Source organism: Nitrospira sp. (assembly GCA_024760525.1).
Lineage (GTDB): Bacteria > Nitrospirota > Nitrospiria > Nitrospirales > Nitrospiraceae > Nitrospira_D.
On the sequence record CP060499.1, the window covers coordinates 2,236,971 to 2,253,759 of the forward strand.

General features: G+C 60.7%; 2 protein-coding genes. Both read right to left on the bottom strand.

Annotated elements, in window-relative coordinates; all coding sequences use genetic code 11:
* Nucleotide 1: 1 nt before the first annotated feature.
* The gene (locus tag H8K04_10565; protein UVT14305.1) at nucleotides 2-8,896 is read right to left on the bottom strand and encodes an amino acid adenylation domain-containing protein; all 8,895 of its coding nucleotides are present in this window, start codon (nucleotides 8,894-8,896) and stop codon (nucleotides 2-4) included.
* Between the two features lie 17 nt (nucleotides 8,897-8,913).
* Nucleotides 8,914-16,785 carry an amino acid adenylation domain-containing protein gene (locus H8K04_10570; GenBank protein UVT14306.1) on the bottom strand — a complete coding sequence of 2,624 codons (7,872 nt, stop codon included), beginning with the start codon at nucleotides 16,783-16,785 and terminating at the stop codon, nucleotides 8,914-8,916.
* Between the last annotated feature and the right edge of the window lie 4 nt (nucleotides 16,786-16,789).

The following is a 16,789-nucleotide window of genomic DNA, read 5'->3' on the forward strand; positions in this document are numbered from 1 at the left end:
TCTAGGCGCTCACCGTCTGCACGTCTCGTTGATTGATCATCTCTCCCATGGCCACGACGATCTTCCGCGGCCCGGCAAACGGTGAACGGGCGTGGGCCACCAACATGTTATCGAGCATGAGCAGGTCTCCGTTCCTCCAAGGAAATCGCACCGATGTCCGCTCGTAGAGCTCGCCGATTTCCGCCGCCGTCTCGTCATCGATCGGAGAGCCGTCGCCGAAGTAGACGTTGCGCGGCACCCGATCTATGCCCAGCACATCGACCAGCGAATTCCGGACCGCCGGCTCCAAGTATGAGATGTGATGCAGCTGAATCTGATTGAAGAATACGAAGTCGCCGGTCTTCGGGTGCTTAAGGATCGCCGGACAGATCTGTCTGGTCCGCAACCCTCCGTCCGACGTCCAATCCCATTCGACACCGTGCTGCCGGCATGTCTCTTCCACCACGGCCTTGTCTTCGGTGTGAAAAAATTCCTGCCAACTCACGTCAAACCCTGGAGTGAAATTCCTCACGTACATCAATGCCCGTTTCGTAAATTTCTCACGGAGCTCGGGCCGCAGACGTTCGCACATTTTCCGACAGTCCACGATCGGCGTCTCGCCGCCCTCCTGCGCCGCCTGCACGCAGAAAAAAGATTGTTTCAACGGCCATCGATGCAGATGTGAGCTTTCGTTGTGAAAAAGAATGGTCTTGTCGGCAGGATAAGGTGTGGACCCATAAAGGTGGCGTCCCGCTTTCTCGCGCGGCAAATCGCCGTATTCGCCAAACAGCGCGGGGCATAACGCCTGAGCGACCTGTTCAAAATCCTCGGGACTCTTGAGCGCAAACCCGCGGAACAGGATGGCTCCGTGCGCGAACAAATCCTGTTCGACCTTCGGTCTGTTGTCTTGCGCCCACCCGGCCAGATCCACATCGTCAACCGCAGGCTGCAAGACAAACGGCAAAGACTGATCCGATTCGAGATACCCTCTTTCGACCAGCGTTCTCTGAGCAATATTGACAGCTTTTGGCTGAATACTCTTGAATCGCTTGAACTTGCTCTCCTCGCGCTGCTTGGATTCGATCATGGCAGACTCCTTTTCTGTATGCGACAGGATCTCGAGCGCGGACAGTTTTGCCTCCGGATGGGCGGCTACGCTTCCGAGCAGCGTCACGAACCGTTCCGACATGGCGGCGATCGTGGCGACGTCGAAGAGATCCGTGCTGTATTTCCACAGGCCGGTCATGCCCTCCTCGGCATCTTCCATGAACAGCCCGAGGTCGAACCTGGCGACCTCGCTTTCGAACTCAAGGACGCCCACTTCCAGTCCCGGCAATTCCATGGACGGCGGCGGCACGTTTTGCAGCACCAGGAGCGTCTGCACCAGCGGGTTGCTCCCGAGGTCGCGCTTGAGCTTCAATGCCTCCACGATTTTTTCGAACGGCAAGTCTTGATGCGCATAGGCCTCCAACGCCGTCCGCCGCACCTGCGCCAGCAACTCCAGAAACGTGGGATTACCACCGAGATCGCTGCGGAGCGGCAGCAGATTGACGAAGAATCCCACCAGGCCTTCAGTTTCTTCACGATTGCGGTTGGCCACGTCGGTGCCGATCAGGATGTCTTCCTGTCCCGTCGTGCGGAAGAGCAGCGCGTTGAAGGCCGCCAGAAGCGTCATGAACAACGTCACGCCCTGTTTACGGCTCAACGCGCGCAGGCGGTCGGCATGTTCTGTAGGAACCGTGAATATGTGGCGGGCGCCCCGGAAGCTCTGCACGGTGGGACGCGGCCGGTCCGCCGGCAATTTCAACACCGGTGGATTGACGCCCAACCGCTGTTTCCAGTACGTCAGATGCGCGTCCAACACCGGTCCCTGCAGCCACTGCCGCTGCCAATGGGCAAAATCCGCATACTGCACCGGCAATGGCGGCAATGCGTCGGCGGTGTCGGCAGACTGCCCAATCCGGGCCTGATAGAAGACACCGACTTCGTTGGCCAACAGCGTCATCGACCAGGCGTCCGCGGCGATATGATGGAGCGTGACGAGCAGGACATGTTCCCGCTCCGCTAGACGGAGTAACCTTGCGCGAATGGGCCGGTCCTCGTCCAACCGGAACGGTCGCCGGACTTCCACTGAAGCCGCTTCACGTACGGCTTCGTCGTGCCGGTCTTCCGGCAACCCGCTCAGGTCATCAAGCGGTAAAGCGAACTCTCCCACCGAGCCGATAACTTGTACCGGTTCGCCGTCGCTCTCGTGGAAGGTCGTCCTCAGCGTTTCGTGTCTGGCGATCACCAGTTCGAAACTCTGCGACAAGGCATCGAGATCCAGCGCGCCGGACAGCCGTAGCGCAAACGGCAGATTGTACGACCAGCCTTCCGGTTCCATCTGCGACAGGAACCACAACCGTTGCTGCGCGAACGACAGTGGGAGCGGTTCGCGCCGTTCGGCCGGTGCAAGCGGCACCAACGGTGTCTCTTCCCGACTGGAACGGGCCTGCTCGATGGCAGTACTCAGAGCCTCGACTGTCGGCGCTTCGAAGAGGCTTCGAAGCGGCAGCTCGATCTGGAACAAAGTCCGTATCCTGGACACAACCTGCGTCGCGAGGAGCGAATGGCCGCCCAGCTCAAAAAAGTTCTCGTGGATGCCGACGTGCTTGAGGCCGAGGATCTCGGCCCAGATCCCGGCCAGAATCTCTTGGGTTGCGCTACCGGGAATCCCGTCGCGCAACGACAGGTGATCGTCTTCAGGCGCCGGCAAGGCCTTCCGATCGATCTTCCCATTGGGCGTCAACGGCAGCGCCTCCAGAAACATCACAGCTGTAGGAACCATGTAGTCCGGCAGCGTGTCGGCCGCGAACGATCGGATGGCTGCGGCATCACGCGCGGGACTCTCGCCCACGACGTAGGCAATCAAACGCTTGTTTCCCGGCCGGTCCTCCCTGACCGCCACGACAGCTTCCCGTACCTGTGGATGCTGTACCATCCGCGCTTCGATCTCTCCCAACTCAATGCGATATCCACGGATTTTGACCTGATGGTCACGCCGTCCCAAAAACTCCAGCGTGTCGTCGGAGCGGAACCGCACGAGATCGCCGCTGCGGTACAGACGAAGGCCCGGTTCGTTCGCGAACGGATCCGGCACGAAGGCGGCGGCGGTCTTCGCGGGATCGTTGAGATAACCCCGCCCGACGCCCACTCCGCCGATATAGAGTTCACCCGCCACGTCGTGAGGAACCGGTTCTCCGTTCCCGTCCAACCCGTAGAGCCGGAGATGAGGAATCGGTCGGCCGATCGGTACGTGAGTCGCTCGCTCGGGAAGCGAACCGGTCACCGCATGCACCGCGACATCGTCCGAACACTCCGCCGGTCCGTAGGCGTTCATCAGCGGAATCGACGGATACCGGCTGAACCAGAGCTGGCATAACTCCGGCGTCACCGCTTCTCCCGTCGCCAGGAGCCATCGTAAGGGGGACAGCGGTACGACCGGCCCATCGAGTCCGGCCACCAGGAGCGACGGCACCGCCTCCCACACTGTAATCTTGGAACGTTCGATTTCGCGGAGAAGCCGCTGTGGATCGCGCACGAGGTCGTCAGGCAGGATTCGAATGCAGGCGCCGCAGAGCAGCCCCGTCAGAAACTGCCACACCGAGATATCGAAACACTGCGACGCGGTCTGCGCGATGACGTCCGATTCGGACAGGCCCAGCGCGGGAATCTTGCTGAGCAGATGATTGACCATCCCTCGTTCTTCCACCATCGCACCCTTCGGAGCGCCGGTCGAACCGGAGGTAAAGATCACATAGGATAGATTGGTGGAGGGACCCAGGCGCGGCGGATCGTCGTCGGCGCCTGTCTCCTTCATCAAGAGATCCAGCAGAACAAGTTGCGTCGTGGACTCAGGAGCCCCGGCGATGGCGGCCTCAGCCAATGCTGCGTGCTCGCGTCCCGTCAGCAACAGTGCCGCGCGGCCGGTTCCCAGGATCTGCGCCATCCTGGCCGGCGGATGATGAGGATCCAACGGCAAGTACGCGCCGCCGGCCTTCAGGACGCCGAGAATCATGATCAATAAGTCGATGCCTCGGGTATGCAGCAGGCCGACAATCCGGTCCGTCCCGATCCCACGCCGGCGCAATGCGTGAGCAGCGCGATTGACGGCGCGATTCAAGTCCAGATAGGTCATTCTCCGCTCATCGTCGATCGCTGCGATTGCATCCGGAGTCCGCCTCACCTGAGCCTCGAACAATTCGGCGAATCCTCTTTCCTCCGGTCGCGTTCCGGTCGGCTGATTCCATTCCACGAGCAAGCGACGGCGCTCCTCGGCACTCAAAAGCGACAGGTCACAAAGACGCGTATCCGGCTGTGTCGCCATGGCCTCGAGCAGATGGCCGAGGTGTCGTACCATCCGACGCACCGCATCCGGCTCAAACAACCGCCGGTCGTAGGACAGGCGCATGCCCAATCGCGGACCGGGATATGCCACGACCGTCACCGGGTAATTCGTGTGGACACGGTCATGGTCGAATTCCAGGCTCACGTCCCCGACTTGCTCCCCAAGCCGCGGATCCACCGGCGCGTTCTCGAAGACCACCAGACTCTTGAACAGCGCTTGTCCTTTGGGAATCTCGCTCCACTGCTGGATCTGGACGAGCGGCGGATATTCGTATTGCCGGATGCGGTAATTGTCGGCCAACAGGCCCTTGAGCCATCCAAGCACCGAGGCATCCGGTGTGAGTCGAACCCGCAGCGGCAAGCTATTGATGAACAGACCGACGATGGATTCCACCCCTTCGAGCTCCGTCGGACGTCCGGCAACAGTCACGCCCATCACGATATCGTCGGAGCCACTGTACCGGCTGAGCAATAGCGCCCACGCGCCCTGCAGAAACGTGTTCAGCGTCAGCCCCTGCTGCTGGGCGAGCGTGGTCAGCCGCTCGGTCACCTGTTCCGACAGTTCACCGAATTCGTCGCCGACTTCGGAGACCGTCTCCTGACGCAACGGCGACGGACGCTCGACGCCAAGGGAGGTCGGAGCACCGAAGCCTTCCAGCTCCTTGCGCCAGAATGCTTCTGCCGAGCCGAGATCTTGACGCTGGAGCCAGGCGATGTAATCACGATAGGGACGCGGCGACGGCAAGTCGATCGAACGGCCTTCCAACAATGCCTCGTAGTACGACAACACTTCCATCATCAGAATCGAGAAGCACCAGTCGTCGGTCAGGATATGGTGGAAGCTTCTGACGACGTGGTAAGACTCCTCCCCGGTCCTGATCAATCGAATCCGCATGAGCGGCGCGCGGCTCATGTCGAATCCCTCGGACAACTCCGTCTCGAGCGTGCGGATGAGGCGGTCCTTCTGATCGGCAGCGGAAGTATCCCGCCAGTCCAGCACGTGAACGGCTTCGGCGAGATCGATTCGGCGCTGCACGACCTGGAGCGGCCGCTTCAGATCCTTCCACACGTAGGCCGTGCGCAAAATGGGATGCCGGTCGATGACCCGCCCCCAGGCCTCGACAAGCCGTTCGAGGTTCAAAGGTCCGTTCCACGTATAGTGCTGTTGCATGAGATAGATGCCGGAGCCGGGATTCAGCAGCGTGTGGAACAGCATACCTTCCTGCATCGGCGTCAACGGATAGAAGTCTTCGATCGCGCTCCGCTCCGGGAAGAGGAGATCGATTTCGCCCGAATCAAGCCCGCTCAATGAAAAGTCCTGCGTTGCGGGGCCGCCGGCCGACTCCGAGAGCGCAGTGGCTGCCACGGCCGCGACCGCCGCCACCGTCGGATGTTCGAACAAATGCTTGGGCGTCAGCTTGATGCCCGATTTGTGTGCGCGTGCGACGACCTGGAGGCTGCGGATCGAATCGCCCCCGATCGTAAAGAAGTTGTCATGAATACCCACGCGATCCAGATGAAGAACGTCGGCCCAGATCTGTGCAAGTGCCGTCTCGACGTCGTTCCGCGGCGCGACGTAGGCGTCACGCGTCGGTGGCTGGGCCTGTTCCGGATCAGGAAGCACCGCTCGGTCGATCTTGCCGTTAGCGGTCAGGGGAAGCGCGTCCAGCACAGTCACCGTCGAGGGAATCATATAGTCCGGCAAATGGTTCGCCAGACGGGATCGCACCGAATCCAGATCGAGATCGGCCGGGGCGGTGACGTAGGCAGCAAGCTGCTTCGTGCCGTCGGCCGCTTCTCGCACGATCACGACGGCATCCTTCACTCGGCTGTCGGCCCGCAACTGCGCTTCGATTTCACCCAACTCGATCCGAAACCCTCGTACCTTCACTTGATTGTCCACGCGGCCGTGGAATTCAACGGTGCCGTCCGAGCGATACCGTGCACGATCACCGGTGCGGTACAGCCGTCCGCCGGCACGCCCGCCGAAAGGGTTCGGCACGAACCGTTCGGCAGTCAGGTCCGGTCGATCGAGATACCCTCTCGCCAGCCCGTCCCCGCCGATATACAATTCGCCGGAGACTCCCACCGGTGTCGGCTGACCGCCCGAATTCAAAATGAAAACTTGACTGTTCGCCAAGGGTCGCCCAATTGGAATGGCCGCATGCCGGTCCAGCGCCACATCGATTCGATGGGTGAGGACACCGATCGTCGTTTCCGTGGGCCCGTAATGATTGATGATCTCGCAGTCAGGCGCGAGCGTTCGGATCCGCTCGACCAGGCTGCTATGAACGGCTTCACCGCCGAGAATCAGACACCGCCGCGGGAGCACCTGCTCCGGCCGTCCCGCTTCCAGCAACCCGGTCAGGTGGCTCGGCACGATCTTCAACACGTCGATCCGGTTGGCGGCCATGTACTCCGCGACGGCGTCGGGATCGAATCCTCGATCGACCGACAGCACGTGAAGCGCGCGACCGGAACAGAGGGACCCAAAGATCGAGGTGTTGCCCAAATCGGCCGCGACCGTGGACACCGTCGCGAAACTGGCCTCGCCGTCGAGTGCGAGGCGATCCAGCAGCCCAGTCACGTAATTGATGACTTGGCGATGCTCGACGGCGACACCCTTCGGCCGTCCGGTGGACCCGGAGGTGTAGATGACGTAGGCCAAATTCTCCGGCCGCACATTCCGCCGCAACGGCTGATCGGCCCCTGCCAAGATTTCCGGCCAATCGCGGTCGAGGTAGACTTGGTGCAGCGCTGTGTCGTGGGATAGCTCGCCGGACGCGGCCTGCATGAGGACCATCCGTGCACCGCTGTCCGACAGCATAAAAGCCAGACGTTCTTTCGGCAGCTTCGGATCGAGCGCCACATACGTACCGCCTGCCTTGAGCACCCCGAGCAAGCCGACGATCAAGTCAAGCGATCGCTCCATACACAGGCCGACCCGCACGTCCGGACCGACACCGTGTTTCTGCAAGTACCGCGCAAGCAGTTCCGCACGAGCGTCCAGTTCCCCATAGGTCAAGGACTGCCCCTCATACACGACGGCCACGGCATCCGGTCGTTCGCGCGTAACTCGCTCAATCCGTTCGTGGATGCATGCTCCGTCCACGGGAACTGCGGTGGTGTTCCAGTCCATGAGAAGACGGCCCTGTTCCGCGTCGCTGAGCAACGACAGTTCCGCCAAGCGAATCTCCGGCCGCTCCGCCATCGCCATCAGCAGCGTGCGGTACCAACCGAGCAGACGCGTGACGTCATCATGCGCAAACCGCTCGCGCGCATAGGAGAGAATCACCCGCACCTCCGCAGCCGGCTCGACCATCAGTGACAACGGATAGTTGTTGCGACCGGCCGTCAGGACGTATTCGGCGTTCTGCCGGTGAGACGCCATGGGCCTGATCCGCAACCCGAGCTGCTCCGTGTCACTCTCATCTTCCGGGTAACTTTCGAAGACGACGATGCTCTCAAACAACGGCCGGCCGCCCGGGACGTCGCTCCAGCGCTGGACCTTGGATAGGGGCGTCCACTCATATTGCCGTAAGAGGCTGTTCTGTTCCTGGAGCGAGGCAAGCCAGTCTCCCAACTTCGCACCGGGCGGGATGGAGACACGAACCGGCAGCGTGTTGATGAATAGCCCGACCATGGCATCCGATTCGGGGAGTTCCGCAGGTCGGCCCGAGACCGTCGCGCCGAACAGCACCTCGCGATCTCCGGTACACTGGTGCAACAGGATCGACCACGCTCCTTGCGCCAAGGTGTTCAACGTGAGCCGGCGGCGCTTGGCTGAGGCGGTCAATGTTTCAACGTCCGCCTTCGATAAGCGCACTTCCTGCTCTGCATAAGGCAAGGAGTTCAGGTCCTCCGCTGCCACGCGTTGTGGCGTCTCCAACGGCAATGCGGTCTGCGTCTCGAATCCTGCAAGGCTCGACCGCCAGAAGCTTTCGGCCGCATCATTGTTTTGGCTCCTCAGCCACGTCAAATAGTCAGCATAGGGCCTGACAGGCGGGAGCACCGGTTGTCGTCCGTTTGCCAGCGCGTCGTAACAGGTCAGGACCTCGCGCAACAACAGCGCCACGCTCCAACCGTCCAAAAGAATATGGTGGTGGCTATTGATGAAATACCAGCGATTGTCGTCGATCCGGATCAGCGTGAGCCGCATCATGGGCGGCGTCAGCAGATCGAACGGTTTGAGACGATCTTCGCGCAGAAACATCGCCAGGGCTTCTTCCCGCTGTCGGCTGTGATGGGCCCGCCAGTCGAGAAGTTGCAGCGGAACCCGCACGTCGCGCCGGGCAACCTGCATGGGATTCTTGAAGCCTTCCCAGACGAAGCCGGTCCGGAGAATCGGATGACGTACCACGATCTTTTGCCACGCCTGGTCGAAGGGGTTGAGGTCCAGCTCTCCCTCGATGATGAAGCCGGTCTGCGTGAAATATGGATCCGCGGCCCCGTCGGACACGGCATGGAAGAGCAGTCCCTCCTGAAGCGGAGAGAGATAGTGGATTGACTCGATATCTTTTCTCTTGCTCATGGCAGTCCTATGTCCGGTTAGTTCATTTGTTCCAGGATCGCGTCCAGCGCGTCTTGCTCCAGCTCTACGCTTGGAAAATCGGATGGCGTATAGCCGCCTGCGTCAGCGGATAAACAATGCGCGATCAATGCCTGCAAATCTTTTAGATAGGCTTCGGCCAGGGACGTGATGGTCTCAAGGCGATAGCGCTCGCGGCTGTACGTCCAGATGACTTCCAAGCGTCCATTCATGACCGATGCATTGATATCCAGCTCGTATTCCATCTGATTGTGCGGATCATGTTCCTTGCCGACGGATTCCGAGGATAGGATGAAGGCCGACTCCTCCGTGGCGACCGCGTCGAACTGTCCGAGATAGTTGAATCCCACCGGAACCCGTGCCACAGGAAGCGCCTTAGCTGCGTCGAGACCATCTTTCGTCACATACCGAACGATGCCGTAGCCGATACCGCGGTCCGGGATCCGTCGCACTTGCTCCTTTACGGCCTTGAGGGCTTCTCCGGGCGACGCCGAGCGTGTCAGGTTCAAGGTCACGGGAAAGACGCTGGTGAACCACCCAACCGTGCGAGAGACATCCAGTTCGGGGAATAGATCCTCGCGCCCGTGCCCTTCAAGATCGATCGTCACACGATTGAAGCCCGTCCACCGGCCGAGGGTCTGCGCCAAGGCCGTCAACAGCGCGTCGTTGATCTGCGTTCCGTATGCGGCAGACACATCACGTAGCAACGCCTGTGTGTCCCGTTCGTCCATTGACACGGTCAGAGTCTCGGCCGCGGCCTCCCGATCACTGCCGGTTGGATCGTCCACAGGCAGCACAAGCGATCTCTCCCCCTGCACCGTCAGCCAGACGGCAGAAGACGGATTTTTCATGACTTCTGTCTCGCCATATCGCCGTACTCGCTCGGCCCATTGGCGAAACGAAGTCGTTTTGAGCGGCAATTGGATCGGACGGCTCTCCACCGCCTGCCGATAGGCGGTCTGCAGGTCCTCTAAGAGGATTCTCCAAGAAACGCCGTCCACCGCGAGATGGTGTACCGCGATCAGCAGCCGATCAGACGAACCTTCCCCCATCTCGAACCAGACCACGTGCAGGAGCGGTCCTTCCGAAATATTCAAACTTCCTTGCCACTGCGTAGCCTGTGCTTCGAACGACGCGCGGCGTTCCGAATCGGAAAGCGCGGCAAGATTCACGCGTCGCACGAAGGGTCCCCGCGGAATCGGCGCGTGCGATTGGCGCCAACCGCCGTCCGTCTGCTCGAATCGAAGCCGCAGTGCATCGTGGTGAGCAATGAGCGCCGCCACCGCCGTCTCCAGAGCGGACTCCACGAGCGGTTCTTTTGCTTCCAGCAGGACCGATTGATTCCAGTGATGCGGATTGACAAGCGGCAATTCGAAGAACGCGCATTGAATGGGGGTCAATGCAGCCTCCCCCATGACCGCTCCCTGCTCCGCCTCCAGCGCGACCACCGTTTCTCGTCCGGCAACCGCCGCAAGCTCGGCCACGGTTTGGTGTTGAAAGATCTGACGGGGGCTGAGCAGCAGCCCGACCTGTTTAGCCCGGGCAATCACTTGTAAGCTGACGATGGAATCGCCGCCCAGCTCGAAAAAATTCTCCTGCGTGCCGACTTGCGGTAACCCCAACACTTCTTCCCAAATTTTTGCCAGCGCGGTCTCCGCAGGAGTACTGGGGGGCGTGTAGGAACGTTCCACCTGTCCGGCAAGGTCCGGCACCGGCAGCGCTCTTCGGTCGATTTTTCCGTTCGAGCTCCGCGGCAAGGTATCCAGGACGACAAAGGAACTCGGAATCATGTAGTCCGGCAAGGTGTCCTGAAGTCGGCGCCGAACGTCTTGGATATCCAACGCCTCCGGACCATCCGGTGTTACGTATGCCACCAGCCGCCGCTGTCCAGGCTGGTCTTCGCGTGGGATCACCACGGCTTCTAGAACGCCCCGCTGCTCCAGCAGTCTGGCCTCGATTTCACCCGGCTCGATGCGGTAGCCGCGGATCTTGACTTGGTGATCCACGCGCCCGATAAACTCGATCGTCCCGTCCGGCCGATAGCGGGCAAGGTCCCCTGTGCGATACAGCCTCGCTCCCGCCTCCGGTCCAAATGGATCCGGCACGAAAGCCGCTGCCGTCCGCTTGGGATCGCGGAGATAGCCGCGCCCCACTCCCACACCTCCGACACAGAGTTCTCCGGCTGTGCCCACCGGTACAGGGGACAGATGGCGATTCAGAATGTAGAGACGCAGGCCGGGAACGGGCCGGCCGATCGGCAACGGACGGTCCGCGTCGTCCGGCGGCGAATACATCACATGTGTCGCGACGTCGTCCGAACATTCGGCCGGTCCGTACACGTTCATCAATGGAATGGTCGGATAACGCGCGAACCATCGACGACAGAGGGCCGAGGGCAGGGCCTCTCCCGTCGGCAGCACCCATCGTATCCCGGTCAGGGCAGGCACGCTTCCATCGACGGTAAGGAGTCCCTGCAGCACCGCAGGAACCGGCTCGACGATGGTGATATCGGCGTCGTCCAAGTAATACAACAACGCCGTTGGATCATGTGCCACGTCGTCAGGAACGATCTGTACCCTCGCCCCGCACAACAGGGCCGCCAGCAATTGCCAGACGGAGATGTCAAAACATTGCGACGCGGTCTGCGCGACGATGTCGTCGGCCGTCATCTCCAGACTGTCCAACTTGTATAGGATATTGTTGAGCATGCCGTCCTGCGCGACCATTACGCCTTTGGGCGTGCCGGTCGAGCCGGACGTATAGATGAGATAGGCCAGGCGTCCAGCCGCGCGGATCGGTCTGAGAGTGGCCGGATCGATGTCCTGCTCCATCACCTGTTCGATGATCAGTACCCTCGGCCGCCTGTCCGCCGGGATATCGTTCAAGACGTCGGCGGCTCGACCTTCCCACTCCCGCGTCACCAACAGAACAAGCGGACGGCTGAGTTCTACAATTTGAGTCATGCGCTGTTGAGGATGCCGAGGATCCAACGGCAGATAGGCGCCTCCCGCCTCTAAGACGCCGAGGATCATCGCCAGCAACTCAGGGCTCCGTTCGCCAAGCACAGCCACGACCGAATCCGGGCCGACTCCGCCCGCCGCCAAGGAAGCCGCAGTCCTAGCCGCCCGGCGGTGGAGTTCCCGATAGGTCCAACTCCGTGTTCGATGCACGACCGCCGGGGAGTCAGGCGTACGCTCGACCTGCGCAGCGAACCTCGTGACATAGTCAGCCGTCAAATCGGGGCCCGGAACATTGTTCCAGTCGATGAGTTGCAGACGACGCTCACATTCCGTGAGAGGCGGTACATCGTGTACTCGTCCTTCCGGCTTGGTGATCATCGAGGTCACTATCTCCAGAAAACCGTCAGCAAAGCGTCGGACGGTGCACTCATCAAAAAGGTCAGTGTTGTACTCGAAAGAACCGGACAACCGATCAGGCTCGACCACGACGTCCAGCGACAGGTCGAACAGGGCGGTGCCCGGATCGATCTCCATGCTGTCCACTCGAATTCCCGGTGTCTCCATGGATTGTTCCGCCGGCGTTTGCAGTGTGAACATGACTTGAAAAAGCGGAGAATGGCTCAAGTTCCGCTCCGGCTGCAGCGCGTCCACCAAATGTTCGAAGGGGAGATCCTGATGAGTCTGAGCCCCGAGAACCTCGCTTCTCACCCGATCCAACAGATCGATCCAGCGCGGGTTGTCCGGAATATCCGTTCGCAATACCAGCGTGTTGACGAAGAGTCCGATCAGCTCTTCCACCTCGATCCGGAGCCGATTCGCAACGGGACTGCCGACCAGAATGCTGGTTCGACCACTATAATGGTGCAGCAAGGCCGTGAAGGCTGTGAGCAGAGTCATATACAAGGTGAGACTGTGCCGTCGGCTGAATCCCGTGATCTGCTGTAACAACTCGGCAGGAACCGTAAACTCGCAGCAGGCACCGCGATAGGTCTGCACGGCTGGACGGGGGCGATCGGTCGGCAACTCCAACGCAGCCGGCGCGTCCTCCAAACGATCTTTCCAATAGGCGAGCTGAGCCTCCAATACAGTGCCTTGCATCCAGTCACGCTGCCAAACCGCATAGTCCGCATACTGGATGGGCAACGGCGCCAACGCGGCAGGCTGTCCTGAGAAACCCGCTTGATAATACGTCACCAATTCCCTGATCAACACGTCCATCGCCCAGCCGTCGGAGACGATGTGATGCAAGGTCATCAACAGCACATACTCTTCTTCGCCGACATGCCAAACCCGGGCGCGCACCAGCGGCCCGCGGGTTAGATCAAAGATCCGCTGCGCCTCCGCTTCGCTCTGCTTGGTCAATTCCACTGTCCGCTTCTCCTCAGGGATCTCGCGAAGATCGACGATAGGAATCTCGACCGTTACTGAAGAGAGCACGACCTGCGCCGGTTGCCCGTCGGTTTCCTGAAATACCGTCCGTAATGCCTCGTGCCGCGCGATCACTTGATTGAGAGCGGCTGTCAGCAGATCCACATCCAATCGGCCTCGCAGACGAAACCCGGCCGGCAAGTTGTAGAAGGGGCTGTCCGGCTCCAGTTGCGCAAGGAACCAGAGACGCTGTTGCGCGAAAGATGCGGGGAACGGACCGGTGCGTGCGATCGGTACCAGCGGGGGCGCCTGGCCGGCCGTTCCGTCTTTCCGAGCGCGATCCACAGCTGCGGCCAAAGCCGCGACACTCGTGGATTCGAACACAGTCCTCAGTGACAACTCGACGTGGAACGTGCTGCGGAGCCGTGACATGATCTGCGTCGCCAGCAGCGAGTGACCGCCCAACTCAAAGAAATCGTCGTGAACACCGACCCGCTCGACACCCAACACCTCGGACCAGATGCCTGCCAGAATTTCTTCCGTCGCCGTGCGCGGCGCCGTATAGGAACGGGCGAACTGGTCACCCAGATCCAGCGTCGCCAGCGCGAGGCGATCGATCTTGCCGTTCGGCGTGCGCGGCAGCGCCGGTAACGGCACGAACGCCGTCGGCACCATGTACTCGGGCAGCTGCGACAATAAGAGTTCGCGCAATGCCGGCACACTCAGGCTTTCTTCCTCATGACCCACGAGATAGGCTGCCAATCGTTTCTCTCCCCGCGCGTCGATATGCAGCAGCACGGCCGCTTCGCGCACGAGAGGGCTCGACAATAGATGCGTTTCGATCTCGCCCAATTCGATCCGAAATCCGCGTAGCTTGATCTGCTGATCGACACGCCCGACGAATTCGATGGCTCCGTCCCGGCGATAGCGGGCCAGATCGCCGGTCCGGTACATCCGTGCGCCCGCCTCGGATCCAAACCGGTCCGGCAGAAAGACTTCGGCCGTTCGAGTGGGGTCTTGCAAATACCCGCGGCCGACCCCGACACCCGCCACATACAACTCCCCGTGGACACCAGGCGGCACAGGCTCCAGCCAGGCATTGAGAATATGCAGGCGGGTTCTTTCGATCGGGTGGCCGATCGGCATGTGCGTCGTGTCGGCGGACGGTGGTTCGAGAATGGAATGGACAGCCACATCGTCGGCGCATTCAGCCGGTCCATAGGCGTTCAATAATGGTATTGCCGGATAGCGGGCCAGCCATTGGCGGCAGACCGGAGGCGGTAAGGCTTCGCCGGTCGGCAGAACCCATCGGAGATTTTGAAGTCGAGGCGCAGCATCAGAGCCCGCTTCCGATGCTGCTTCCAACAGGCCTTGGAGAAGGGCCGGCACGGTTTCGAGGATTGTGATGCCCTTCCGCTCGAGGTGGGTCAGCAAGTGAAAGGGATCGCGCGATGTTTCGTCCAGAACGATGCTGGTTCTGGCGCCACAAGTCAGTGCCGTCAGGAACTGCCAGACGGAGATGTCGAAACATTGCGAGGCGGTTTGCGCGATGATATCGGACGGCCCCAGCGCCAAACCCGAGACCTTGCTCTGAAAATTGTTGAGCATCCCTCGCCTGGTGACCATCGCTCCCTTCGGCACTCCGGTGGAGCCGGAGGTATAAATGACGTAGGCCAGATGTTCGGATTGCCCACGGTCTCCTGGATTCTCTTCACGACCGGCTCCATCGAGAATGTCTTCAATCGCCATAAGCCGGGGACGAGACGGTTCATCGATTGGCACGACCGCTTCTTGTAGGCGTGCGAGATAATCCTGTGATGTGAGCACGACCGGGGAACGGCTCAGCTTCAGAATCTGCGTGAGGCGCGACACAGGGTGATGCGGATCAAGTGGCAAATATGCCCCGCCTGCCTTGAAGACACCGACCATCATCATCAAGAGGTCGATACCGCGATCGTCGAGCAGCGCCACGATCGTATCGGGTCCCACACCCGCTTCGGCCAATGCGTGCGCGACACGATTGGCCCGCCGATTCAGCTCACCATAGGTGGCGCTTTCGTCGAGGCACTGAACAGCCACGGCGTCCGGATGACGTTCGACCTGCTTCTCGAACAGCCGCGGCAGGCTATCGGGCTCCTTCTCGCCGGAGACGTTTAGAACAGGATTCCATTCGGTCAGCAGTTGTTGCCGCTCGTCCTGTTTAAGCGGCAACAGATCGGCGAGCCGCGCAGTCGGCCGTTCAGCCATCGCTTCGAGCAGCGTCTTGAGATGCCGGATCATGCGGCCCGTCGTATCGGCGTCGAACAGCCGCTTGTCGTACGAAATCTTGAGTCCCAATTCGCGTCCCGGCCATCCCATGACGGTCAGCGGATAGTTCGTGTGAACCCGGTATTGCTCCTCCTCCGCTTTGAAAATGATCCGTCCCTCGCAGAGCTCCGGATCGACCGGCGCGTTCTCGAACACGAACAAGCTGTGGAACAACGCCTCTCCCCGCGGGACCTCACTCCATCGCTGCATCTGAACCAGCGGCGCATAGTCGTACTGGCGCACGCGCACGTTTTCCGCCAGCAGGTCCTTCAACCAATCCATCAGGAGGCGGTCCGGCCGCATGGAGATTCGAAGCGGCAGCGTATTGATGAACAGGCCGAGGATCGACTCGACACCCGTCAATTCAGTAGGACGGCCGGCCACCGTCACGCCGAACAGAACCTCACGTTCGCTGCTGTAGTAGTTGAGCAATAGAGCCCAAGCCCCCTGGAAGAATGTGTTTACCGTCAGGCGATGGCGCTGGGCCAAGTCCGCCAATATCGCGGACGTTTCGGTGCTCAGATGCAGGCAGTGATCCGCCGCGTCCTCGTTCTGGTCGGCGAGGCCTTCGGGCAACCGGTCATAAGGTAGCGGCGTCGGCGTGGGGAAATTTTGAAGGTATCCGCGCCAGAAGGACTCCGCGGCATTGATGTCCTGTTTTTGCAACCACGCAATGTAGTCGCGATAGGGACGCGGTTTCTCGCGAGTGAGCCGCTCACCGCGCACCAGCGATCCGTAGTGGCCGAGGAAATCCATCAGGAGGAGCGAAATGCACCACTCATCGAGCAGAATATGATGAAAACTGTGGACGAACTGGTAGCAATCGTCGGCCAACCGGATCAGCCACAGCCGCATGAGCGGTGCCTTGGCGAAATCGAATCCCTCACGGAGTTCGGCTTCCAATTCGGCGTCCAGCCGCGCGATCTGCTCGGAGCGAGTTTGGCCCCTCCAATCCAGCGACACGATCGGTGCATCCACCCGCTTGTGCACCGCTTGCAGCGGACGCTTTTGGCTCTTCCACACGAACGAGGTTCGAAGCACCGGATGCCGGTCGAGCACCATGTCCCACGCGCGCACGAAGGCCTCATGATTCAGGTCGCCCTCGAGCAGATAACGGTTCTGCATCAAATAAATCCCGGTGCCGGGATTCATGAGCGTGTGAAACAACATCCCCTCTTGCATCGGGGAAAGGGGATAGATCGAGTCGATATGATCCGGTAATGCGGACTTCGCCACTACT